Genomic DNA, 23826 nt, shown 5'->3' on the forward strand with positions numbered 1-23826 from the left:
CCAGATCGCCTCACCCGGAGACGAGACCACCCCACACCGGCCCGAGCACGACGCCGGCCAGCGCGCCGGCGAGCAAGAACGGCCCGAACGGATAGGCGGCCTTGAGGACGCCGCGGTCGCGGCGCAGCAGCGCGATGACGAGACCCGGCACCGAGAACGCCAGGAAGCCGCCGTAGACGCCGAGGATCACCTCGGTCCAGCCGAGGTAGCCGAGCGCCAGACCGACCACGGCCGAGAGCCGCACGTCGCCGAAACCCATGCCTGCCGGGTGGATCCACCACAGTGCGTAGAAGAGGCCGAACACCACGACCACGCCCAGTCCGGCCCGCTCCAGAGCGCCCCGGTCACCCTCCAGCACCGCGCTGGCGACCACGAGCACGAGCGTGACGCCGAACGTCGGCCAGACCACCACGGTCGGCAGCAGCCGCGTGCGGAGGTCGACCGCGGACAGCGCGACCCCGACCGGCACCAGGGGCAGCAGGAACAGCAAGGGCCACGTCAGGCCGATCGCCGCGCCGACCAGCCCGCCGGCGGCCAGGCACAGCACCACGGAGGCCGCCGGGAGCAGCGGGGCGGCGGCCACCTCGGCGTACGCCGGCTTGGGCTCCGCCTCAAGGACGGCATCGCGGCCGGCATCGGGGTCGGGTGCTGGCTCGGGTGCTGGCTCGGGGATCCGCGCGATCAGTGCGGGCACGAGCAGGCCGGCGGCGCTGCAGGCGACCGCGCCGAGCGCGACGGCTGCCGGGTCGACGTTCACGCGTCCGTACGGCGTGCCGCCAGGGCACGCTCCCCCGCCGCCCGCATGGCCGTCAGCGGCCCGGCAACCCCGGTGAACAGCTCGAACTGCAGCACCGCCTGGTGGACGAGCAGGTCGAGCCCACCGACCAGGACCCGGTCGCCGCCGACCGAGGCGGCCAGCGGGGTCGGCCATGGATCGTAGATGACCTCGAAGACCACCGGGGTCTGCGCGCAGCGAGCGACGAGGTCGGGGTCCTGGCCCTCCGCGGGCACCGTGGAGACCACGACCTCGCCCAGGACCTCGCCGTCCGCCAGGCCCAGCACCTCGACCCGGGGTCTCGTGGGGTGCGCGGCGATGGCCGCGGCCGCAGGCGCCGCCCGCTCCGGCGACCGGGCGAGCAGCCGGACCGTGCGGGCGCCGAGCTCGCAGAGCGCGAGCCCGGTGGAGGCGGCTGTCGCTCCGCCTCCGAGGACCGTGCCGGCGGTGACCGGCCCGTCGTAGCGCTCGCGCACCGCGGCGACGGCCCCCGGCAGGTCGGTGTTGTCGGCGAGCACGATCGACCCGTCCTCGAGCACCAGCGTGTTGATGGCGCCGGCGAGCCGAGCCCGTGCCGTGATGTCCGGACCGACCATCGCGAAGCCGCTCCGCTTGTGCGGCATCGTCAGCGACAGGCCCCGCCAGTCCGGGCCCAGACCCATCACGAACGGGACGAACTCCTCCGAGGAGACCCGGACCGCGTCGTAGGTCCAGTCGAGCCCGGTCGCGGCGTACCCCGCCCGGTGCAGGGCGGGCGAGAGCGAGTGGGCGATCGGGTCACCCAGGACCGCGCACCTCATCGCCGGGCCGATCGTCGGCTCAGCACCGGTCGGACTGGGTGTCGCAGTACTGCTGGAGCTCCTGCTTGAAGCCGAGGAACTCCTGGTAGTCGTCGGTGAACTTGGTCTCGCCGGTCTTCAGGTTGACCGTCACGTAGAACAACCAGCTTCCGTCCGCGGGGTGGGCAGCCGCGGCGATCGCGTCGTCGCCCGGTGCCTCGATCGGCGTCGGCGGCAGACCGGTCTGCGTGTAGGTGTTGTACGGCGAGTCCGAGACCGAGTCGATCTCGGCCTGGGTCAGCACCGCGATCGTGGACCGGTGCAGCGCGTAGTTGACCGACGCGTCGACCTGCAGCAGCCCGTTGGTGACCCCGTTGTCGGGGTTCTCGACGCGGTTGTAGATGACCCGGGCGATCTTCGGCATGTCGTCGCCGCGGCCCTCGGCCTGCACCAGGCTGGCGACCGTCATCAGCTCCGCGGGGGTGTAGCCCAGCGCGGCCGCACGGGCCTCGAGGTCGGCGTCCTGGGCCGCCTGCTTCCACCGGGTCACCATCGCCTGGAGCATCGACGTGGGCGTCTCGTCGGGCCCGAAGTCGTAGGTCGCAGGGAACAGGTAGCCCTCGGGGTTGCCGTCGGCGTAGTCGGGCAGCCCGAGCTGGTCGGGCTTGGCGAGCACCTTCTCGAAGTCGGACTTCTTGTACTTCGTCTTCTTGGCCAGGATCGCCACGATGTCGACGACGCGCAGGCCCTCGGGGATCGTGACCCGGTCGGTGACCATGTTGGCGGGGTCGACGAGGATCTCGACCACGTCCTTGGCGGCCATCTCCTTCTTCAGCGCGAAGTAGCCCGCCTGGAGGTTGGACCAGTCGGGGCTGTCGTTGGCCGCCTGGACGAACGCGTCGACCGAGGCCACCACGCCCTTGGCCTTGAGGTCGCGGCCGATGCTGCCGGCGGTGGCGCCGCTGAGGACCTGGTAGGTCACGTTGCCGCGCCCCGGCCCGGGGTAGTCCTCGGCGGAGCTGAACTGGTCACGCACCTTGCCGATGCCCCAGGTCACCACGAAGTAGAACCCGCCCACGACGATCGCGAGCGCGATCAGCACGGCCAGGCAGCTGCGCAGGCTGCGGCGCTTGCGCCGCCGGCCGCCTCCGTACGCCGGACCGTCGACGCCCAGCAGACCGCCGTCGTCCTCCGGCGACTGTGCGTCCTCGAGAGGCTCGTGCTCGTCGGTCATCTACGTCTCCTCGACGATCTCGCCCGGCGCGGCCCCCGTCGCGCGTTCGGTGTCCAGTGCGTGCTGCAGGATCAGGACGGCTGCTGCCTGGTCGACCACGGCTCGCCGCTTGCCCCCCTTGCGGCCCTGGTCGCGCAGCATAGCCTCCGCCGACACGGTGGTCATGCGCTCGTCGACCAGCCGCACCGGCACCGGGGCGATGCGGGACGCGAGCTGGGCGGCGAACTCCCTCACCTTGGCCGCCGCCGGCCCCTCGCCGCCGGAGAGCGACCGCGGCAGGCCCATGACGACCTCGAGCACCGGGGAGTCCTCACCCTCCTCGGCGAGGATGCGGGCGATCCGGCCCAGGTCACCCTTGCCCCGCCGCACGGTCTCGACCGGAGTGGCCAGGAACCCCGACGGGTCGCTGCGGGCCACGCCGACGCGCGCGTCGCCGGGGTCGATGCCGATCCGTACGCCGGTCCTCATGCCGGACACCCTGCCAGGCCGGGCCAGTCCGGCATCAGCCGGCGGCCACCCGTCCGACCTCGGTGGTCACCAGCGCGATCGCCTCATCGATCCGCGACGCGTCGGTGCCACCGCCCTGGGCGACATCGTCCTTGCCACCGCCCTTGCCGCCGACGAGCGGACCCACAGCGCGCACGAGGTCGTTCGCGCTCAGCCCGCGGGCCCGCGCCTCGTCGTTGAGCGCGGCGACGACCGCGACCTTGCCGTCGGCCGCGCCGATCACCACCACCACGCCGGGCTCGCCCTGCGGCAGGCGGCCGCGGACGTCGAGGGCGAGCGTGCGCACGTCGCCGCCGCCCGCCCCGTCGGCCCGGTGGGCCACCAGGTTGACCGGGCCGACCTTGGCCGCACCCGCGGCCAGCTCGCCACCCGCAGCCAGCAGCTGGGCGACGCGGACCTTCTCGATCTCCTTCTCCGCGGTGCGGAGCTTCTCGACCAGATCGTTGACGCGCTCGGGCAGCTGCTCGGGGCGCACCTTGAGGGTGTCGGAGAGCTGGGCGACGAGCACGTGCTCGCGCGCCAGGAACCGGTAGGCGTCGCTGCCGACCAGCGCCTCGACCCGGCGTACGCCGGAACCGATCGAGGACTCGCCGAGCAGCTTGATCACGCCGAGCTTGCCGGAGCTGCCCGCGTGGGTGCCTCCGCACAGCTCGCGGGCCCAGTCGCCGACGGACACCACGCGCACGCGGTCGCCGTACTTCTCCCCGAACAGCGCCATCGCGCCGGACTTGACCGCCTCCGCCTGGCTCATCACCTCGGCGTGCACGGCCAGGTCGTCGAGGACGACCTCGTTGACGCGGGCCTCGACGTCGGACATGACCGACGCAGGGACGGCGCCCACCGCGGAGAAGTCGAAGCGGAACCGGCCCGGGGCGTTCTCGGAGCCGGCCTGGGTCGCCGTCTCGCCGAGCGCCTCGCGGAACGCCTTGTGCACCATGTGGGTCGCGGTGTGCGCGCGCGAGATCGCCCGCCGCCGCTCGACGTCGACGACGGCGTGCGCACCGAGCCCGGTGGTCACCTCGCCGGACAGGACGGTGGCGTGGTGGACGATCAGCCCCGTCACGGGTGACTGCACGTCGCGCACCTCGAGGCGGGCGCCGTTCTCGAGCTCGATCACGCCCTGGTCGGCGAGCTGACCGCCGCCCTCGGCATAGAACGGGGTGCGGTCGAGCACGATCTCGACCTCGTCGCCCGGGCCGGCGGAGGCCACGACGCCACCGGCGGCCACCAGGCCGCGGATCGACGCCTCGTCGGTGACGACGTCATAGCCCGTGAACTGCACCGCGTGGCCCATGGAGTCGGCGACCTGGCGGTACGCCGAGGCGTCGCGGTGCTGGCCCTTCTTGGCCTTCGCGTCGTCCTTCGCTCGCTGGCGCTGCTCGTTCATCAGCCTGCGGAACCCGGCCTCGTCGACCGCGAGGCCCTGCTCGGAGGCCATCTCCAGCGTCAGGTCGATCGGGAACCCGTAGGTGTCGTGGAGCGCGAACGCCTTGTCGCCCGAGAGCTGGCTGCCGCCGGCCTTCTTGAGCTCGGCCGTGGCCTGGTCGAAGATCGTGGTGCCGGCGCGCAGGGTCTGGCGGAACGCGTGCTCCTCGGCGTACGCCACCGTGGAGATCCGCTCCCAGTCCTGGTGGAGGTTGGTGTAGGTCTCCCCCATCTTGTCGCGGCTGATCGGGAACAGCTCGGGCAGCGCCGGGTCCTCGTAGCCGAGCAGGCGCATCGAGCGGACCGCGCGACGCAGCAGGCGGCGCAGCACGTAGCCGCGTGCCTCGTTGCCCGGCGTGACCCCGTCGCCGATGAGCATCATCGAGCTGCGGATGTGGTCCGCGACGACCCGGAAGCGCACGTCGTCCTCGTGGTCGGCGCCGTAGCGGCGCCCGGTGAGCTCCTGGGCCTTCTCGATCACCGGGAACATCACGTCGATCTCGTACATGTTGGCCTTGCCCTGCAGCAGGAACGCGACCCGCTCCAGGCCCATGCCGGTGTCGATGTTGCGCTTCGGCAGCGAGCCCGCGATGTCGAAGTCCTCCTTGGACCGCACCGCGCTGAGCTCGTCCTGCATGAAGACGAGGTTCCAGATCTCCAGCAGCCGGTCCTCGAGCGCGACGGGCATGTCGGGGCCGAGGGTCGCCGGGTCGAAGTCGGGGCCGTACGCCGAGCCACGGTCGTAGAGGATCTCCGAGCACGGGCCACCTGGTCCCGGAATGCCCATCGACCAGTAGTTCTCCTTGCGACCGAGCCGCAGGATGCGCTCCTCGGGCAGCCCCGTCACCTTGCGCCACAAGGCCAGCGCTTCGTCGTCGCCGTCGAGGATCGAGGGGTACAGGCGCGCCTCGTCCAGCCCCCAGCCGCCGTCTGCGAGCGGCTTGGTCACCAGGTCCCAGGCGAGCTCGATGGCGCCTTCCTTGAAGTAGTCGCCGAAGGAGAAGTTGCCGCACATCTCGAAGAACGTGCCGTGCCGCGTGGTCTTGCCGACGTCCTCGATGTCGGGCGTGCGCACGCACTTCTGGACACTGGTCGCGCGCGGGTACGGCGGCGTCTCCTGGCCGAGGAAGTAGGGCTTGAACGGCACCATGCCGGCGTTGACGAACAGCAGGTTGGGGTCGTCGAGCAGCAGCGACGCAGACGGCACCGGCGTGTGTGCCCCGACGGTCGTGTTCTGCTCGAAGTGAGCGACGAACCGTCGGCGAATCTCCGCGGTGTCCATCAGGTGCTGCCTTCCTCTTGTGCGTGCGCTGTCGGGGGTGGTGCTAGGGATGCTGCGGTGGGTGGTGCCACGGCCTTGTGCCGGCCGATCCCGAGCTCGGGCCTCCCATGAGGCACGAGACCGAGTCTCTCGCGCAACTGCGATTCCTTCTCGGCCTGGCCCTGCGCGACCTCGTCGCGGAACAGCCGTGCCCCGACCTCGAGCGCCCCGAGCCGGTCCTTGAGCCCGTCGGCCGTGAGGGCTTCCGCTGCGCGGCGCCCGCGGATCATCGCGTAGACCCCGGCGCCGGCCCCGGCCACGAACCAGAGACCCCGCCTCATGCTGCCCTCATGCGGCCGAGCCCTCGTCGGGGAGCTGCGCTCGCTGGCGGGCCTGCCACTCCCGGACCGCCTCGCGGGTGTCGACCTTGCGCTGCTTGCGGGCCCGCCTGACCTCGCGCCGCATCTCGAAGCGGATCCGGTTGCGGGACTCGGGTGCGAGAGCCCGGCGTACGCCGTGGGCGAGCGATGCCGTCTTGACGACGGTCTCGCGCAGGACCAGATCGGCGAACAGCGCCCGCTCGATCCGGGCGGGCTCCGCTGAGTCCGGGTCGTCCTCGCCGAAGTGGGTGATGACGTACTCGGTCTCGTCCACCGTCGTGGTCCGCACGGGTGGCTCAAGCCGGCGTTCGAGCGCCTCGAGCTGTGAGCGCAGGGCCTCGGTCTCGCGCCGAGCCTGGGCGAGGGCGAGATCGGTCCGGTTCCGGGCGCGCAGCAGCGCCAGTCCGAGCCCGAGCGCCAGCAGCGCGAGAGCCGCGGCCGCCGCCGGCACGATCCAGTCCTGCATGGTGCCCGACCCTATCGCGGCAACCGCGTGACCCGACGACGCCCAGGTGGCCGCCGCGCGTTCGACACCCGGCGCGGCGACGGGGCGGCGAGCTCTGCTCACCGCCCCGTCGGGGAGACTCAGGTCGGCTCAGGTGTCGAGCGCCGCGTTGCAGACGACCGTGCCGGCCGAGTTGACGACGTGGAACCGGATGTGTTCCGAACCGCCACGCATCACCCAGTACCTGCTGACGTCCCCGGTACCTGTCCGGGACCCGGTGTACTCGACGTCTCCGTTGGAGTAGATCGTCCAGTTCCAGGTGCGCCCGTGCCCGTCATCGATGTGGCCGGTGGTGTCCCAGTGTGGACCCGAGCTCACGACCGTGAGGGTGACCCCGGCGTCAGCGGCACCACCGGTGACAGTGCAGTCGCCGATCCGGTAGTACGCGTTCGCAGGTGCCATGAGGGCCAGCGGACCGACAGCAAGCACGGCGGCGCCGATCAGAGTTTTCTTGCGGAGCATCTTTCAGCCTTTCCCGAGCAAGGAGTTGGAGTTGTTCCGTGGTGAAGCAGCACAATTAGTTCACGCGGTCAGGCCGAGGGCAAGCAGTCCGCCGCCACGTCGCAACCGGCCCCGGCCGACGTCGGGTCCCGCGAGTCAGCTGCCACGGATCAAGCGACGGACTCGCTCCCAGCGCTCCTTGATCGCCGCCTCGGCCCCCAGCGTCGTGGGCCGGTAGTACTCCGCGTCGGCGACCACGTCGGGGGCGTACTGCTGCTCGGCGATCCCGAACGGCTCGTCGTGGCTGTACTTGTAGCGGGCTCCGTGGCCGAGCTTCTTGGCGCCGGAGTAGTGCGCGTCGCGGAGGTGGGCGGGCACCGGTCCGATCTTCCCGGCTCGGACATCGGCGATCGCGGCGCCGATCGCGGTGGTCACGGCGTTCGACTTCGGCGCGACGGCGAGTGCGATGGTCGCGTGCGCGAGCGTGAGCTGGGCCTCGGGCATCCCGATCAGCTGCACCGTCTGGGCCGCCGCGACCGCGGTCGTCAACGCCGTCGGATCGGCCAACCCGATGTCCTCGGAGGCCAGGATCATCAACCGCCGCGCGATGAACCGCGGGTCCTCTCCCGCCTCGATCATCCGCGCCAGGTAGTGAAGCGCGGCGTCGGCGTCGGAGCCGCGGACCGACTTGATGAACGCGCTCGTCACGTCGTAGTGCTGGTCGCCCTGGCGGTCGTAGCGGACCGCGGCCTGGTCGACTGCGGTCTCGGCGGTCGACAGGTCCACCACGTCGCTGCCTTGCGACGTGGCGGCGCCGGCGGCCGCCTCGAGGTAGGTCAACGACCGGCGCGCGTCGCCACCGGCGAGTCGGACCAGGTGATCGAGCGCGTCGTCCTCCACCGTGACCCGACCACCCAGGCCACGCTCGTCGGCCAGCGCCTGGGCCAGTACCGCCCGGATGTCGTCGTCGGTGAGCGACTGCAAGCGCAGCAGCAGGCTCCGCGACAGCAATGGGGAGATCACGCTGAAGAAGGGGTTCTCGGTCGTGGCCGCGATCAGCGTCACCCACCGGTTCTCCACGCCCGGCAGCAAGGCGTCCTGCTGGGCCTTGCTGAACCGGTGCACCTCGTCGACGAACAGCACCGTCTCGCGCCCGCTGCCCGCCAGCTCGGCGCGTGCGGCGTCGATAGCGGCTCGAACCTCCTTGACGCCCGCGGAGACAGCCGAGACCTCCACGAAGCGCCGGTCGGTCTGCTGGCTCACGATCGCGGCGATCGTCGTCTTGCCGGTGCCCGGCGGCCCCCACAGGAGCAGCGACATCGACTGGTCACCCTCGACCAGCCGCCGCAGCGGCGACCCGGGGGCGCGCAGCTGGGTCTGCCCGATCAGCTCGTCCAGGGTCCGAGGACGCATCCGCACCGCCAACGGCGCCGAGGCATGGGTGTTGCCCGACAGCGTGCCGCCGCCGGTCCGCGCCGCGGCACCCGGCGTCTCGAACAGTCCTTCGTCCACCCGCTCAGGCTAGGTCGCGCGCTGCGGGGATCACGCCCCGGCCATCGTCTTGCGCTCGAGGTCGAACCACGTGTCGGCATAGCCCGGGTCGTTGCCGATCTCGACGCTCGGGGTCGCGCCGGGGTCGGGCGATCCGTTGTCGTCGACGCCCAGCAGCGAGGCCGTCACCGGCCGCTCCGGGTGGTGACCGAGCTCACCGGCAAAGTGGCAGGCGACCTTGTGGCGCTTGCCGATCTGCAGGAGCGGCGGCTCCACCCGGGCGCAGATCTCCTGGGCTAGCGCGCACCGGGTGCGGAACCGACAACCCGAGGGCGGGTTGATCGGGCTGGGCACGTCGCCTTCGAGGCGGATACGCTCGCGCCGGCCGCCGATGGCCGCCTGCTTCACGTCGGGCACCGCGGAGAGCAGCGCCTGCGTGTAGGGGTGGTTGGGGTGGCCGTAGAGCGAGTCACGGTCGGCGATCTCGACGACCTTGCCGAGGTACATCACCGCAACCTCGGGGCAGAAGTGCCGCACCACCGCGAGGTCGTGAGCGATGAAGAGGAAGGCGATGTCGAACTCCCGCTGCACCTCCTGGAGCAGGTTGATCACCTGCGCCTGGATCGAGACGTCGAGAGCTGAGACCGGCTCGTCGGCCACCAACAGCTTCGGCTGCAGCGTCAGCGACCGGGCAATGCCGATGCGCTGGCGCTGACCACCGGAGAACTCGTGGGGGTAGCGGTTGTAGTGCTCGGGGTTCAGGCCCACGATCTCGAGCAGCTCCTGCACGCGAGGCAGGATCTTGTCCTTGGGCAGCACGCCGTGGATCAGCAGCGGCGCGCCGACGATGGCACCCACCGTGTGCCGCGGGTTCAGCGACGTGTAGGGGTCCTGGAAGATCATCTGGATCTCCCGCCGCAGCGGCTTGAGCCCCCGCGAGGACGTCTTGGAGATGTCGCGGCCGTCGAAGGTGATCGACCCGCCGGTGGGCTCATAAAGACGGGTGATCAGCCGACCGGTGGTGGACTTGCCACAGCCGGACTCACCGACCAGCCCGAGCGAGCCACCCTTCGGCACCTGGAAGGACACCCCGTCCACGGCCTGGACGTGGCCGACCGTCCGCCGGACGATGCCCGCCGAGCGCACCGGGAAGTACATCCGCAGGTCCTTGACCTCGAGGATCGGCTCGGCGTCGAAGTGGGCCTCGGTCGCACCGTGGGGCCGCTCGGTCTCGACGAACTGGCTCGCGCCGCTCAGCGGGTCCTCGGCGCGGCTCACCGGGTCGTCGCCTGGCATGCCGCCGACCATCGGCAGCTGCTGGTCGCTCATCGTTCCTCCACCAGGTCCGGCGCGATCTCCGGCAGGACCTCTCGTTCGTACACGACGTCGGGGTTGGCCAGGTGGCACCGCTTGAGGTGCCCACCGCCACGGGTCCCCGGTGTCAGCTCGGGGCTCACCGTCCGGCACAGGTCGCCGGGCACCTTGTCGCGGTGGGTGCACCGCGGGTGGAAGTGGCACCCGCTCGGCGGGCTCAGCAGGCTCGGGGGGTTGCCCGGGATCGGCAGCAGCTTGGCCTCGGGGTCCGCGCCGACCTCGGGGATGCTCGAGAGCAGACCCCAGGTGTAGGGCATCTCGGGGTGGGTCAGGATCTCCTTGGTCGAGCCGTACTCCACACAGCGGCCGCCGTACATCACCAGGACGTCGTGGGCCATCTCGGCCACGACCCCGAGGTCGTGGGTGATGATCATGACCGCGGCGTCGAAGTCGCGCTGCAGGTCCTGCAACAGATCGAGGATCTGCGCCTGCACGGTCACGTCGAGCGCGGTGGTGGGCTCGTCGGCGATCAGCAGACTCGGGTTGTTGATCAGCGCCATCGCGATCATCGCACGCTGACGCATGCCGCCGGAGAACTGGTGCGGGTAGTCGTCGACGCGGCGGTCCGGCTGCGGGATGCCGACGCGGTCGAGCATCTCGATCGCGCGGGCTCGGGCCGCCTTCCTGCTGACGTCGTGGTGCACCCGGTAGGCCTCGGCGATCTGGTTGCCGACCCGGTAGTAGGGGTGCATCGCCGAGAGCGGGTCCTGGAAGATCATCGCGACCTCCCGGCCCCGGCGACGTCGCATGTCCTCGTCACTGATCTTCAGCAGGTCGACGCCGTCGAGCAGGATCTCACCGCTGACGATCGCGCTGGTTCGGCGGTGCAGGCCGAGGATCGCGGAGGTCGACACGGACTTGCCGGAGCCGGACTCCCCCACGATGCCGAGCGTCTTGCCTCGCTCGAGGTCGAAGGAGAGGCCGTCGGTGGCCTTGACGACGCCGTCGATCGTCGGGAAGTGGACCCGGAGGTCCCGGACGGACAGAAAGCTCACGTTGATCCCCTCAGCCGACGCGGACGCGCGGGTCGATGACGGCGTACAGCACGTCGACGATGATGTTGGCCACGATCACGAACGATCCGAGCAGGATCACCAGTCCGATCAAGGTCGGTAGGTCGTATGAAGCGTTCGCGTCGACCACCAGCTTGCCGAGTCCGTTGAAGTTGAACACCGACTCGGTGATGATCGCACCACCCATGAGACCCGCGAAGTCGAGGCCTGCCATGGTCACCAGCGGCGTGAGCGCGGCGCGCATCGTGTGCTTGAACAGCACCGGGCCGCGCTTGAGACCCTTGGCCCGGGCGGTGCGGATGTAGTCCTCGCTCATCGACTCCAGCACGAACGCCCGGGTCATCCGGACGTATCCGGCCATGAAGGCGAGCGCCAGTGTCAGCGAGGGCAGGAAGAGGTTGCTCAGCCAGCCGCCGACGCCACCGTCCGCGATCGGGACGTAGTTGGGCACGTCTGTCAAGCCCCACTTGATCGCGATGAACTTCAGCAGGAACAGTCCGATGAAGAACGTCGGGAACGCATAGAAGATCAGGGACATCGCCACGATGCCGCGGTCGAGCAACGACCCCTTGGTCACCGCGGATACGACGCCGAACAACACGCCCCCGATGATCCACATGAGGAACGCCAGCACGGCCAGTGACAGCGAGACCGGGAACGCTTCCTTGATCTCCGATCCGACCGTGACCTGGTTGACGCGGGAGTAGCCGAGGCACGGGGCGGCGCAGTCGGAGATCAGCTCCGGTGCCTTCTCGCGCAGCGACTCGTCCTCGGGGTAGTGGCGCCCCACCACGACGCCCTTCAGGAAGTCCGTCCACTGGGTGAGCGCCGGCTTGTCATAGCCGAGTGCCTTCTCGGTCTGCTTGATCTGGGCGATGCTGCAGTTCTTGCCGCACGCGACCCGGGCAGGGTCCTGGGGCATCAGGAAGAACAGCAGGAACGTCACCAGGCTCATCACGATCAGCATGATCACGCCGATGAAGAGCCGGCGAACGACGTACGCGAACACGGGAGGGACCACCTCGGGTCATGTCAGTGGGCGGCTGGTGCAGGACCAAGCATCGCACCCTGGACGGTAGTGGGGGTGAGGGCCCCTTGACGAGGCCCTCACCCGCGCTGGTCGGGCGGCCGCAGAGAGCGGCCGCCCGACACGGGTGTTGCTAGGAGTTGCTAGATGGTGCTGGTCGTGACGACGAGCGTCACTGCTCCACGCCGATCGGACCGAGGTCCGGGTAGCTGCTGGAGGCGGGGGTGTTCATGAAGCCGGTCACCTTCGAGCCGTGGAGGAAGTAGAACTGCGCGATCTCCAGCGGGATGTAGGCGACGTCGTTGCCCAGGACCGTGTCGGCCTGCTGCAGGGCGGCGGTCTGGTCGTCCAGCGTGCCGGCGTTCGCGGCCTGGTCGACCAGCTTGTTGAACTCGTCGCTCTTGTAGGCGCCGTAGTCCTGGCCGTCGCTGTTCGCGGTCAGGTTCGGGCGACTGTCGAAGAGCGGCGGGGTGACCGTGATGGCCGACGGCCAGTCGGAGCCCCAACCGGCCCACATGACGTCGCTGTCCTTGTCGGGCTGCTGCACGACGTCGTAGTAGGTGTCGCCCAGCGGGTCGAGCGTGACGTCGAACCCAGCCTTCTCCCACGTCTCCTGGAGAGCCGCCGCCTGCTTGTCGGCGGTGTCGGACTGCGGGTAGGTGAACTTGATCGGGTACGGCAGCTTGACGCCGGCGTCCTCGAGCATCTGCTTGGCAGCGTCGGGGTCACCGGCCTGCGGGCCGGAGAACGCCGGGTTGGCCTGGTAGCCGATCACGGCCGGGTTCACGATGGACTCGGCAGGCGCGTAGGCCTTCTCGCCGCCGCCAGCGGTGATCCAGCCCTCGGCGTTGGTCGCGAGCGCCAGCGCCTTGCGGACGGCAGGGTCGGTCAGGCGACGGAAGTTCGGCACCAGGTAGTCGACGTACGGCGAGGGAACAAGCACCGAGCGGTCCGCGGCGTCGCCCACGATCTGCGAGTAGTAGGCCGGGGGCACGCGCTGGCTGGTCACGCCGTACTGCGCGTCACCGGAGTCCTGGATCAGCTGGTCGTAGATCGTCTCGGTGGTCTGACCCACGTTGAACTCGATCTTGTCCGGCAGCGCCTTGCGGATGTCGGTGGAGTCGGTGGAGGCGTCGTAGTTGTCGTTGCGGACGAACGTCGCACCCTTGTTCTTGTTCCACATGTTGCCCTCGATCCGGTAAGGACCGTTGGAGAACATCTGGTAGTTGGACTTGGCGCCGTGGTCCTTGTCCTTGCGGTACGGGTCCATCATCGACAGGCTCGCCACCGCGAGGTCGAAGTCCGGCCACGGCTTGTTGAAGTGGTACGTGATCGTGTTGCCGTCGCAGACAATCGCCTTGTCGAAGGCCTGCTGGCCCTCGGGGGAGGAGTTGTAGGGGCCGGTGTAGATCGGCAGGCCCGTCGACTTGTCCGTGGGGACGTCGAGGTAGCTCAGCAGGTAGTTGGGGCCACCGGTGATGACGTCGGTGGCGAACACGCGGGACGCGCCGTACTTGAAGTCCTCACACGTGATCGGCTGGCCGTCCTCCCACTTGACGCCGTCCTTGATCGTGAACGACCAGGTCTTGCCGCCGTCGGTCTTGGTGCCCTTGTCGGTCGCCAGGTCCGGGACCGGGGTGTTGGAGACGTCGGGGTCGGTCGAGATCGGGAACGCCAGCAGGCCGCGGTAGATCGTGCGGCGGAAGTTCGTGAGCTCGACGCCGACGTACGTGCGCTGGGGGTCGACGTGCTCGAACGGCTTGTAGATGTAGTAGAAGAGCGTTCCGCCCTTGGCGCCGTCGGCAGCAGGCGCACCCGACTCACCCGGGGAATTCCCGCCGTCCGAGCTGCCACCGCAGGCGGCGAGCCCGGCTGCCAGCGCGATCGCAGCGGTGGCTGCGAACAACCGCTTTCGATACTTGACCATTACTTCTCCTTGAGTGTGTGTCGCGCCTGGAGCGGCGGCACGTTCGGCGGCTTTTTGCCGCCGAAGAACGGGAGGACCGTGAGGTCCGGGGTCAACGCGCGGCCTTGGGGTCGAGCGCGTCGCGGATGCCGTCGCCGAGCAGGTTGAAGCTGACGACGATGACCATGATCAAGAACGCCGGCGTGAAGAAGAACATGAAGTCGCCGATGGAGTAGTTGATCGAGCCGCGCAGGATGTTGCCGAGCGTGGGCGTCGGCGGCCGGATGCCGACACCGAGGTAGCTCAACGCCGCCTCGGCGGAGATGTAGGCCGGCATGGTCAGGGTGAAGGTCACCAGCAGCGGGGCCCACAGGTTCGGCAGGATCTCCTTGAAGTAGATCCGGCGGCGCGAGGCACCGATCAGCACGGCCGCGTCGACGAACTCGCGCTCGCGCACCGACAGCACCTGGCCGCGGATGATGCGGGCGATGCCGGGCCACCCGAAGAGTCCGAGCACGAGCACCACGTAAGCACCGTTGGGTATGTTGTCGGACTCCCCGCCGGGCAGGAACTCCGCAACGGTGGCGACACCCATGCTCGAGAGCGCCAGCAGCATCAGTGTCTGCGGGAACGACAGCGTGAGGTCGACCGCCCGCCCGATGATCGAGTCGACCCAGCCTCCGGAGAACCCGGAGATGATGCCGAGCACGGTGCCGATCACGATCGCGATGATCGTGGCCGAGATCGCGATCGTCAGCGAGAACGTGACGCCGTAGACCAGCCGCGACATCACGTCGCGGCCGATGCCGGGCTCGACGCCGAGGGGGTGGTCCCAGCTGATGCCGCCCCACGCGCCCTTGGGCAGCGTGTTCGCGTCCAGCAGGTTGCCTTCGCCCTGGTTGTGCGGCGTGGTCGGGTCGAGCACACCGAAGTGCACCAGGAACGGCGCCGAGATGCCGATCAGGATGTACACCACGACGACCACGAACGAGATCATCGAGAGCTTGTCCCGGCGGAACCGGTCCATCGCGAGCTTCGTCGGGGACTTGCCGGCGATCTTCGCGACGTCACCGTCATCGGGCGCGCCGGTCGGGTCCGGCAGGTGTTCGCTCTCCAGGTTGGAGGCCTGAACAGTCATGGCACCTCTGTCTTGTCGGGTGTGCTGTGCGTCGGTTCTTGAGCCCGGATCACGAGCACCGGAGGGCCGGCGACGCGTCGGACTCTATGTGACGCCAGCGCATCAAAGGGTCTACTGCGTGTAACGATCTGGTCTCGACAGGTTCGCCTGTCGTCCTTCCGATCAGGCGTCCGACGGGACGGATTTCGGCGGTTGTGCGTCCACGCCCGCCTCTTTCCGTTGCTCCGGCGTGATCGGCGCAGGAGCTGCGGTCAGGGGGTCGAAACCGCCGCCGGACTTGGGGAACGCGATCACGTCCCGGATCGACTCGGTGCCGGCGAGCAGCGCCACGATGCGGTCCCAGCCGAAGGCGATGCCGCCGTGCGGGGGCGCGCCGTACTTGAACGCGTCGAGCAGGAAGCCGAACTTCTCCTGCGCCTCGTCCTCCCCGATGCCCATGATCGCGAAGACGCGCTTCTGGATGTCCTCGCGGTGGATACGGATCGAGCCGCCGCCGATCTCGTTGCCGTTGCAGACGATGTCGTAGGCCCACGCGAGCGCACCGCCCGGGTCGGTGTCGAACGTGTCGAGGTCCTGCGGCGAGGTGAACGCGTGGTGCACCGCGGTCCAGGCGCTCGAGCCGAGGGCGACGTCGCCGGAGGCGGTCGCGTCGGCGGCCGGCTCGAACAGGGGCGCGTCGACGACCCAGAGGAAGCTCCACGCGTCCTCGTCGATGAGCCCGCAGCGACGGCCGATCTCGAGACGCGCCGCACCCAGGAGCGCCCGGCTCGGCTTGGCCGCGCCGGCAGCGAAGAAGACACAGTCGCCCGGCTGGGCTCCGACGTGAGCTGCCAGGCCGGCCTTCTCCTCCTCGGAGATGTTCTTCGAGACGGGCCCGGTCAGCTCGCCGTCCTCCTGGACCAGCACGTACGCCAGGCCTCGGGCGCCGCGCTGCTTGGCCCACTCCTGCCAGGCGTCGAGCTGCTTGCGCGGCTGGCTCGCTCCCCCGGGCATCACCACGGCGCCGACGTACGGCGCCTGGAAGACCCGGAACGGCGTCTGCGCGAAGTAGTCCGTGCACTCCACGAGCTCCAGGCCCATCCGCAGGTCGGGCTTGTCGGTGCCGTAGCGGGCCATCGACTCGGCGTAGGTGATCCGCGGCAGCGGCACCGGCACGTCGTGACCGACCAGCTTCCACAGCGCGACCAGGATCTCCTCGGCCACCGCGAGGACATCGTCCTGGTCGACGAAGCTCATCTCGATGTCGAGCTGGGTGAACTCCGGCTGCCGGTCAGCGCGGAAGTCCTCGTCGCGGTAGCAGCGGGCGATCTGGAAGTAGCGCTCCATGCCGGCCACCATCAGCAGCTGCTTGAACAGCTGCGGGCTCTGCGGCAGGGCATACCAGCTGCCCGGCTGCAGCCGCGCCGGCACCAGGAAGTCGCGCGCCCCCTCCGGAGTGGAGCGCGTCAGCGTCGGGGTCTCGATCTCGACGAAGTCGTGCGCGTCGAGCACGTCGCGCGCAGCCTTGTTGACCTTGCTCCGCAGCCGCAGCGCGCTGTTGGGGCCCGAGCGGCGCAGGTCGAGGTAGCGGTGCTTGAGGCGGGCCTCCTCGCCGACGTCGACGTGGTCGCTGATCGGGAACGGCAGTGGCGCGGCGGCGCTGAGCACCTCGACGTCGGCCGCCACGACCTCGACGGCACCGGTCGCCAGGTTGGGGTTCTCGTTGCCCGCCTTGCGCAGCGTGACCTCGCCGGTGACCTTGAGGCAGTACTCGGCGCGCAGGTGGTGGGCGACGGCCTCGTCACGGATGACGACCTGGACGACGCCGCTGGCCTCGCGCAGGTCGATGAAGGCGACACCCCCGTGGTCGCGCCGGTTCGCCACCCAACCGGCCAGCGTCACGGTCTCTCCGGCGTGCTCGGGCCGCAGGGCTCCGGCATCGTGCGTGCGGATCACTTCGTTGTCTCCTCGATGACGACCTGCGCGCGCAGGTCCTCGGTCGGTGGGGTCCAGGTCGCCGGGTCTGCGGTGACCTGCTCCCCCGATCGGATGTCCTTGACCTCGTGCCCGCCGTCACCGGCGGGGAACCAGACGTAGGGGATGCCGCGGCGCTCGGCGTAGCGGATCTGCTTGCCGAACTTCTGGGCGTTGGCGGCGACCTCACAGGCTACGCCGCGGGCGCGCAGTGCGTCGGCGACCTCGGTGCTCGACGCGCGGGTCTCCTCGTCGGCGACCGCCACGAGCACGGCGCTCGGGACCGCCCGGCTGCCGGCGAGCACGCCGTCGGCGAGCAGGGGGATCAGCGTCCGCGAGACACCGAAGGACACACCGACGCCCGGGTACGTCGAGCGCCCGTCGGAGGCGAGCGCGTCGTACCGGCCGCCACCACCGACCGACTTCAGCCGCTCGTAGCCCGCCATGAAGATCTCGACGACGGTGCCGGTGTAGTAGTCCAGGCCGCGCGCGATGCGCAGGTTGGCCTCGATGCTCACGTGCCGGTGATCGCCGGAGGAGCACCCGTCGACGACGGCGGCCAGCTCGGCCAGGCCCTCGTCGAGCAGGTCGTCCTCGACCCCGAGGGCACGCACCTTCTCGACGAAGGAGGTGTCGGGCACGCGGATCGTCGCGAGCTCCAGGCATCGTGCGGCCTGCTCAGGGCTGGCCCCGGCGTCACTGACGAGGAGCTCGGCGACCTTGTCGGCCGGCAGCTTGTCGAGCTTGTCGATCGTGCGGATCGCGGTGGTCACGTCGGCGATGCCGAGGCCGCGGTAGAAGCCCTGGATGAGCTTGCGGTTGTTGAACTGGAAGCTCACCGGCGGGATCGGCAGGGCGTCGAGCGCGTCAACCATCACCCGCATCACCTCGACGTCGTGGTGGAACGCAAGGACGTCCTTGCCGACGATGTCGACGTCGGCCTGCGTGAACTGGCGGTAGCGGCCCTCCTGGGGCCGCTCGCCGCGCCAGGCCGGCTGGATCTGGAAGCGCCGGAACGGGAACTCCAGGTGCCCCGCGTGCTCGAGCACGTAGCGCGCGAACGGCACGGTGAGGTCGAAGTGCAGACCCAGGCCCGAGTCCCCCTCCTCGTCGCCCGCCTGCAGCCGGCGCAGGACGTAGATCTCCTTGTCGATCTCACCGCCCTTGGCGAGCCGGTCGAGCGGCTCCACCACGCGGGTCTCGATGTTGGCGAACCCGTGCAGCTCGAAGGTGCGCGACAGCGACGCGACGACCTCGCGCTCGACGACGCGCGCGGCGGGCAGGAGCTCGGGGAACCCGCTCAACGGGGTGGGCTTGGACATCTCAGAGATCCTGTTCCAGGTCCTGGAGGAAGGGGTTGGACACGCGCTCGCGACCGATGGACGTCTGCTCTCCGTGGCCCGGCAGCACGACGATGTCGTCGGGCAGGGTGAGCACCTTGGCGGCGAGGCTGCGCAGCATCGCCGCGTGGTCGCCGCCGGGGAGGTCGGTGCGCCCGATCGAGCCCGCGAAGAGCAGGTCACCGGAGAACATCACCTGCGAGACGTCCTGGTGCTCGTACGGCGACCGGAACGTGACCGAGCCCCCGGTGTGGCCCGGGGTGTGGTCGACGGTGAGCCTCAGCCCGGCCAGCTCGAGCACCTGGCCGTCACCGAGCTCCTGTACGTCGTCGGGCTCGGCGAACTCGTACCCGCCGCCGAGCAGCATCTGTGCGGTGTCCGGTGACATGCCCGCGGTCGGGTCGGCCAGGAGGTGCCGGTCGGCGGGGTGGATCCACGCGGTGGCGTCGTACGACCCGGCGACCGGCGCCACGCTCCACATGTGGTCGACGTGACCGTGCGTCACCAGGACCGCGACGGGCTTGAGGCGGTGCTCGCGAACGACGGCCGCCACGCCGTCAGCAGCGTCCTTGCCGGGGTCGATGACGACGCACTCGCTGCCGGGACCGGTGGCGGCCACGTAGCAGTTCGTACCCCACGGGCCCGCGGGGAATCCGGCGATCAACACCGGTGCAGACTATCGAGCGGCCCGGACCGGCGTCGCACCGGTGCGACGCCGGCCGGGACGGCACGGGAGGTGCGGCGGCTAGCCGAGCGGGTGACCGCAGTTCGTGCAGAAGCGGGTCCCGTGCTCGGCCGGCTCTCCGCAGGAGCCGCAGAAGTGCGGCTCGTGGACAGCGGTCGCGGACGGTGGGGCGGCCGACTGGGCGGTCGGCGGGGCGGACGGCGGAGCGGTCGGCGGAGCGGCCGGCGGAGCGGTCGGCGGAGCGGCCGGCGGAGCGGACGAGAACCCGATGGGCACGCCGGTCGCGGGCACCACCGTCGGCGACGGCATCGTCGGCACCGTCGGCATCGTCGGCATCGACGGCATCGCGAGTGCCGACGAGGCGGGCCCCTCAGGCGGGGTACCGACGTTCGCGGTCGCCGCTACGCGTCCCCGCCGACGGAGCAGGAGCAGCACCGCGACGCCTGCGCCGGCGGCGAGCACGACTGCGCCCGCGACGACCGCGGCGACCGGCAGGTCGGAGCCGGTGTCCTCAGGGGGCGGCGGATCCGGCAGGCCCTCGGCCTTGTCGAGGTACTTGGCGGCGAGCTCGTTGCTCGGCTGGTCGTCGACGACGGCGGCGAGCTTGGTGACCGCCGTGGCCTTCTCCCCCGCCCAGTACGCCGCCAACCCGTCCCGATAGGCCGTGGTCGACTCGCTCAGCAGGTTGTCCACGCCCGCGCCCGCCATCAGCTCCGCGAGCTGGTCGGAGGGCCGGACGAAGTTGAAGGGCTGGGTCTCGCCGGTGATCCCGAAGCTGTTGACGCCGACGACGCGACCGTCGAGATCCACCGTGGGGCCGCCGCTCATGCCGCCGGACACGGCTGCCGAGATCTCGTAGACCGACAGCAGGCCGCCCTGCACGGTCTTGACCGAGCTGATGGACCCGTCCTTGAAGCTCGGCGTGAGGTCGGGGTCCGTCACGCTGTCCACCGAGGCGGGGTAGCCGATCGAGACCACCTCTGTCCCGACCTCGATCTCGTCCTCCGACAGGGGCAGCGCATTGAGACCGGTGGCCTCGACCTTGAGCAGCGCGACGTCACCGGCAGCGGGGCCGCGACTGCCGACCACCCGCGCCCGACGCACCTCGGCCGTCTGGATCCCGGACGCGGCCGCGCCCCACCCGACCTGGATGACGAGGTCCGCGCGGTTGAGCCGGTCCATCGTCTCCACGCGGAAGTCCTGGAAGGCCAAGATGTCGTCGGCCGTCAGCGTCGCGTCGAGGTAGTAGCCGTTGTCGACGGCCCACTGCGCGGCCGTCTGGAAGAACACCGGCTTGACCTCCTCGAGGTCGACGCAGTGTCCGGCGGTGGCGATGTAGCCATCCGGGTTGACCACGAAGCCGGTGCACTGGAACGACACCTGGAACGGCTGGCCCGCGTTGAGGTACGTCTTGTTGGCCTTGTCGAAGATGTAGCCCGACCAGTCCTGCTGGAGGTACACGATGCTGGGCTGGACCAAGGCGTTGACCCGTTCGAGAGGCGTCTCCGCCTCGGGCGGATCCCCGGCATGGACGGGCCCCACGCCCGTGACGGACAAACCCAGGAGCGCGGCGGCGCCCACGAGAGCGGCCACGCTGCGACGGCGGTTGTTCATGACAACCCCTCTCTGCCGCAGGGATGTGCCTCTTCACCTCGACCGTAGGCATTCGGACCGTTCGGCGGCAGAGTCGCTGGTCCCGCAGGCGCAGGGCACAGCGACCTTCCGCACACATGCGGCGCCACGTCGGTAGCATGGCTGCCTGCGTCCGTCGTCGAGCGAAGAGGATCACCTGTGACGAGCCATGAATGGGGTCGTGTCGCGGACGACGGGACGGTCTTTGTCAAGACCCCCGACGGGGAACGCGCCGTGGGTCAGTACCCCGAGGGCACGCCCGACGAGGCCTTGAACTTCTTCACCGAGCGCTACGCCGCGCTGGCGTTCGAGGTCGAGCTGCTGGAGAAGCGGATCCAGTCCGGCGTGATGGCCCCCGAAGAGGCCGCGGCCTCCGTGCGGACGGTGCAGACCCAGGTCACCGAGGCGAACGCGGTCGGAGACCTCGCCGCACTCACCGCGCGGCTGGAGGCGCTCGCTCCCGTGCTGGAGCAGCAGCGCGAGGCGCGCAAGGCCGAGCGGGCCCAGCGGTCCGCTGAGTCGCGCGCCAACAAGGAGCGGATCGTCGCGGAGGCCGAGAAGCTCGCCGAGGGATCCGACTGGCGCAACGGCGCGAACCGGATGCGCGAGCTGCTCGACGAGTGGAAGGCGCTCCCCCGTATCGACCGGTCCTCCGACGATGCGCTGTGGCGCCGGTTCTCCACGGCACGTACGGCGTACACCCGTCGCCGCAAGGCCCACTTCTCCGAGCAGCACGAGAAGCGCGACGCCGCCCGGGCCGTCAAGGAGCGACTCGCGACCCAGGCCGAGGAGCTCGCCACGTCGACCGACTGGGGTCCGACGGCGGGCCGTTACCGCGACCTCATGCGCGAGTGGAAGGCCGCGGGCCCCGCGCAGCGCGAGGTGGACGACGCCCTGTGGAAGCGCTTCCGAGGCGCCCAGGACGCGTTCTTCGGGGCCCGGGACGCGGCCGCGGCCGAGCAGGACCAGGAGTTCGCCGCCAATGCCGTGGTCAAGGAGCAGCTGCTCGTCGAGGCCGAGGCGCTGGTGCCGGTGACCGACCTCGACGCCGCGAAGCGGGCCTTCCGTGACATCGCCGAGCGGTGGGACGCCGCCGGCAAGGTCCCGCGTGAGCGGATGAAGGAGCTCGAGGGCCGCATCCGCAAGATCGAGCAGGAGATCCGCGGGGTCGAGGAGGAGCAGTGGCGCCGCTCGGACCCGGAGAAGTCCGCCCGTGCCGACGACATGGTCTCCAAGCTGGAGGCCGCGATCGCCAAGGTCGAGGCCGATCTCGAGAAGGCCCGGGCCGCCGGGAACGGGAAGTTGATCAAGGACCTCGAGGACAACCTCGCCTCGCGGCAGATGTTCCTCGAGACGGCGAAGCGCGCCAGCGCGGACTACTCCGGCTGACGCGCTCGCCGGCGCTCGGCCGGTGCGCGTCAGAAGTGCTCGCGCACGTACAGCTTCGCCTGCTTCTCCCACTGGGCAGAGGGGCGAACCGGGCAGGCGCAGACACCGCAGTCCTCGGTGTTGCAGATCTCGCCGCTCGGCAGGTCGAGGTTGTCGGAGGGGGCTCCGCCCACCCGGTACACGGCAAGGCGCACCACGGCCGGCGGGCTGCAGTCCGTGGCACACTCATCCTGAGCCTCGGAGGGGAAGAGCACCGGCAACGACACCGGGTGGCCGTCGTGAACGGTGACCGGGAACGTGGAGTTGCAGGTCGGGACGAAGAAGTCGGTGCTGATCGAGCAGGCGTTCAGGAGTCCCGCGACCAGGTCCGACCCCGGGTCGCCGGCGAAGAGGAACGGCGCCTGGACGACCCCGGTGTCCACGATGAGCCCCTGCATGGACACCAGGTAGTTGCCGGCGTCCTCGAGCTCGATCGTGCCGTGGGGACCGTAGAGCTCGCTCAGGCCCTGGCCGTCGCTGGCCGCGCTGTACCCGTCAAGGCCGAAGATGTCGCCGGCGACCAGGCTGCCGTCACCGGGCGCGCCGGTCGGCCCCTGCGCACCGGTTGCACCCGGCGCACCGGTCGCACCCTGCGCACCGATCGCGCCGGCCGGGCCCTGCGGACCGGCAGCCCCCGCCGGACCGGGCTCGCCCTGGGGGCCGGGGACGGGCTCGGCGAGCAGCGACTGGATCTGCTTCCTGGTGGCTGCGCTCAGGGACTTGTCCCAGTCGACCGCGCCTCGAGCGATCTTGTCGTTGGTGACACTGTTGTTGTCCAGGTCCTCGGCCTGGATCGTGCCGTCCTTGATGTTCTGCGACGTGATCAGACGGGCGGCCACGGCGCCGGACGTGCCGGCGACGACGAGGGTCGCCGCGAGTGCGGCGGCGACGAACACGGCCTTGCCGGATGGGCGGAACGAGCGCATGCGGGCACCTCCGAGGCTGAGCTGGTAAGCGCACGCTAGGGCCGAAGGTCATCGTCTGGCATGGCATTCGGCCCGATCTGCCACCCCGGTCCAGACCGGGTTCTCTGCCGGGTTCTCTGCCGGGTGCACGGCCGCCACCTGGGTCGTGAGGCCACGAGAACCCCGGGGCCGCGAGCGGGCCAGCGCAGACTGCTCTGGCTGACCCGCTCGTTCGACTCCACGGTCGGTCGGTGCCTCAGCGCAGTCCGAGCTGACGGGCGACCTTCCCCAGCTGGCCGGCATCAGAGCCCCCACCCCCATACGGGCCGTCGCACTGGGTGGGGTCGGGCGTGGGAGTGTCGTTGACCTGGTAGATCGCGACGATCGCGTACGTCGCGCCGCTGTCCGGCGGGCAGTCACTGCCGCGTCCGAGCATCGGCAGGTTCATCACCGGCAGCTCGAGACCCCCGGCGGACACCGAGAGGGGTAGGTGACATCGCACGTGGCGCGCTCAGGCAATGCGCGTCGACGGGCGTGCTGCAGCTGACCGTGCGTCAAGGACGAAGTCGGCCGCACCCAGCGAGACTCTCCGGCCTGGGATCGTCGACGCCTGCCTCCCGGGGAGAC

At 70.3% G+C, this 23826-nt stretch carries 21 protein-coding genes; 1 reads left to right on the forward strand and 20 read right to left on the reverse strand.

Annotated features, from left to right (window positions below; translation table 11 throughout):
• Window positions 1–10 precede the first annotated feature (10 nt).
• The 18 genes from AC3ANS_RS11985 to AC3ANS_RS12070 form a co-directional block, all read right to left on the reverse strand.
• Window positions 11–757 carry a prepilin peptidase gene (locus AC3ANS_RS11985; protein WP_488296373.1) on the reverse strand — a complete coding sequence of 249 codons (747 nt, stop codon included), beginning with the start codon at window positions 755–757 and terminating at the stop codon, window positions 11–13.
• On the reverse strand, window positions 754–1575 hold the full coding sequence (locus AC3ANS_RS11990) for a shikimate dehydrogenase (protein ID WP_488296374.1): 822 nt from the start codon (window positions 1573–1575) through the stop codon (window positions 754–756). The genes AC3ANS_RS11985 and AC3ANS_RS11990 overlap by 4 nt, the downstream gene beginning before the upstream one ends.
• A 19-nt stretch (window positions 1576–1594) precedes the next feature.
• Entirely contained in the window at window positions 1595–2788 is a 1194-nt protein-coding gene (gene mltG, locus AC3ANS_RS11995) for an endolytic transglycosylase MltG (RefSeq protein ID WP_488296375.1), read from the reverse strand.
• Window positions 2789–3256, reverse strand: coding sequence for a Holliday junction resolvase RuvX (ruvX, locus tag AC3ANS_RS12000; RefSeq protein WP_488296376.1), 468 nt, complete (start codon window positions 3254–3256; stop codon window positions 2789–2791). It abuts the gene before it with no gap.
• Between the two features lie 34 nt (window positions 3257–3290).
• Complete coding sequence (gene alaS / locus AC3ANS_RS12005; RefSeq protein WP_488296377.1) at window positions 3291–6002, reverse strand: alanine--tRNA ligase; 2712 nt, start codon at window positions 6000–6002, stop codon at window positions 3291–3293.
• Entirely contained in the window at window positions 6002–6322 is a 321-nt protein-coding gene (locus AC3ANS_RS12010) for a DUF6167 family protein (protein ID WP_488296378.1), read from the reverse strand. The genes alaS and AC3ANS_RS12010 overlap by 1 nt, the downstream gene beginning before the upstream one ends.
• 7 nt (window positions 6323–6329) lie before the next feature.
• Window positions 6330–6827, reverse strand: a complete 498-nt coding sequence (locus AC3ANS_RS12015) for a hypothetical protein (RefSeq protein WP_488296379.1) — start codon at window positions 6825–6827, stop codon at window positions 6330–6332.
• A gap of 129 nt (window positions 6828–6956) precedes the next feature.
• Window positions 6957–7268: a hypothetical protein gene (locus AC3ANS_RS12020; protein ID WP_488296380.1), complete on the reverse strand. Its 312-nt coding sequence runs from the start codon at window positions 7266–7268 to the stop codon at window positions 6957–6959.
• A gap of 195 nt (window positions 7269–7463) precedes the next feature.
• A complete protein-coding gene (locus AC3ANS_RS12025) occupies window positions 7464–8819 on the reverse strand; it encodes a replication-associated recombination protein A (RefSeq protein ID WP_488296381.1) in 1356 nt (451 codons plus the stop codon).
• Window positions 8820–8849: 30 nt separating this feature from the next.
• Window positions 8850–10127, reverse strand: coding sequence for an ABC transporter ATP-binding protein (locus tag AC3ANS_RS12030; protein WP_488296382.1), 1278 nt, complete (start codon window positions 10125–10127; stop codon window positions 8850–8852).
• Window positions 10124–11167 carry an ABC transporter ATP-binding protein gene (locus AC3ANS_RS12035; protein ID WP_488296383.1) on the reverse strand — a complete coding sequence of 348 codons (1044 nt, stop codon included), beginning with the start codon at window positions 11165–11167 and terminating at the stop codon, window positions 10124–10126. The genes AC3ANS_RS12030 and AC3ANS_RS12035 overlap by 4 nt, the downstream gene beginning before the upstream one ends.
• A 10-nt stretch (window positions 11168–11177) precedes the next feature.
• On the reverse strand, window positions 11178–12194 hold the full coding sequence (locus tag AC3ANS_RS12040; RefSeq protein WP_488296384.1) for an ABC transporter permease: 1017 nt from the start codon (window positions 12192–12194) through the stop codon (window positions 11178–11180).
• A gap of 190 nt (window positions 12195–12384) precedes the next feature.
• Window positions 12385–14139: an ABC transporter substrate-binding protein gene (locus tag AC3ANS_RS12045; RefSeq protein ID WP_488296385.1), complete on the reverse strand. Its 1755-nt coding sequence runs from the start codon at window positions 14137–14139 to the stop codon at window positions 12385–12387.
• Between the two features lie 91 nt (window positions 14140–14230).
• The gene (locus AC3ANS_RS12050; RefSeq protein ID WP_488296386.1) at window positions 14231–15256 is read right to left on the reverse strand and encodes an ABC transporter permease; all 1026 of its coding nucleotides are present in this window, start codon (window positions 15254–15256) and stop codon (window positions 14231–14233) included.
• A 162-nt stretch (window positions 15257–15418) separates the two neighbouring features.
• Window positions 15419–17191 (reverse strand): aspartate--tRNA ligase, encoded by a 1773-nt coding sequence (gene aspS, locus AC3ANS_RS12055; protein WP_488296387.1) that lies wholly within the window; start codon window positions 17189–17191, stop codon window positions 15419–15421.
• Complete coding sequence (gene hisS, locus AC3ANS_RS12060) at window positions 17188–18531, reverse strand: histidine--tRNA ligase (RefSeq protein WP_488296388.1); 1344 nt, start codon at window positions 18529–18531, stop codon at window positions 17188–17190. Before hisS ends, aspS begins: the two co-directional genes overlap by 4 nt.
• A gap of 1 nt (window position 18532) precedes the next feature.
• The gene (locus AC3ANS_RS12065) at window positions 18533–19216 is read right to left on the reverse strand and encodes an MBL fold metallo-hydrolase (RefSeq protein WP_488296389.1); all 684 of its coding nucleotides are present in this window, start codon (window positions 19214–19216) and stop codon (window positions 18533–18535) included.
• A gap of 78 nt (window positions 19217–19294) precedes the next feature.
• The gene (locus AC3ANS_RS12070; protein WP_488296390.1) at window positions 19295–20848 is read right to left on the reverse strand and encodes a trypsin-like peptidase domain-containing protein; all 1554 of its coding nucleotides are present in this window, start codon (window positions 20846–20848) and stop codon (window positions 19295–19297) included.
• Between the two features lie 252 nt (window positions 20849–21100).
• Here AC3ANS_RS12070 and AC3ANS_RS12075 point away from each other — a divergent pair, with 252 nt between their 5' ends.
• On the forward strand, window positions 21101–22255 hold the full coding sequence (locus AC3ANS_RS12075) for a DUF349 domain-containing protein (protein WP_488296391.1): 1155 nt from the start codon (window positions 21101–21103) through the stop codon (window positions 22253–22255).
• Between the two features lie 29 nt (window positions 22256–22284).
• Here AC3ANS_RS12075 and AC3ANS_RS12080 read toward each other — a convergent pair whose 3' ends face one another.
• Window positions 22285–23220 carry a collagen-like triple helix repeat-containing protein gene (locus AC3ANS_RS12080; protein ID WP_488296392.1) on the reverse strand — a complete coding sequence of 312 codons (936 nt, stop codon included), beginning with the start codon at window positions 23218–23220 and terminating at the stop codon, window positions 22285–22287.
• Between the two features lie 235 nt (window positions 23221–23455).
• Window positions 23456–23647, reverse strand: coding sequence for a hypothetical protein (locus tag AC3ANS_RS12085; RefSeq protein ID WP_488296393.1), 192 nt, complete (start codon window positions 23645–23647; stop codon window positions 23456–23458).
• Window positions 23648–23826 lie beyond the last annotated feature (179 nt).

This window comes from Nocardia sp. 149-1B, from assembly GCF_057747975.1.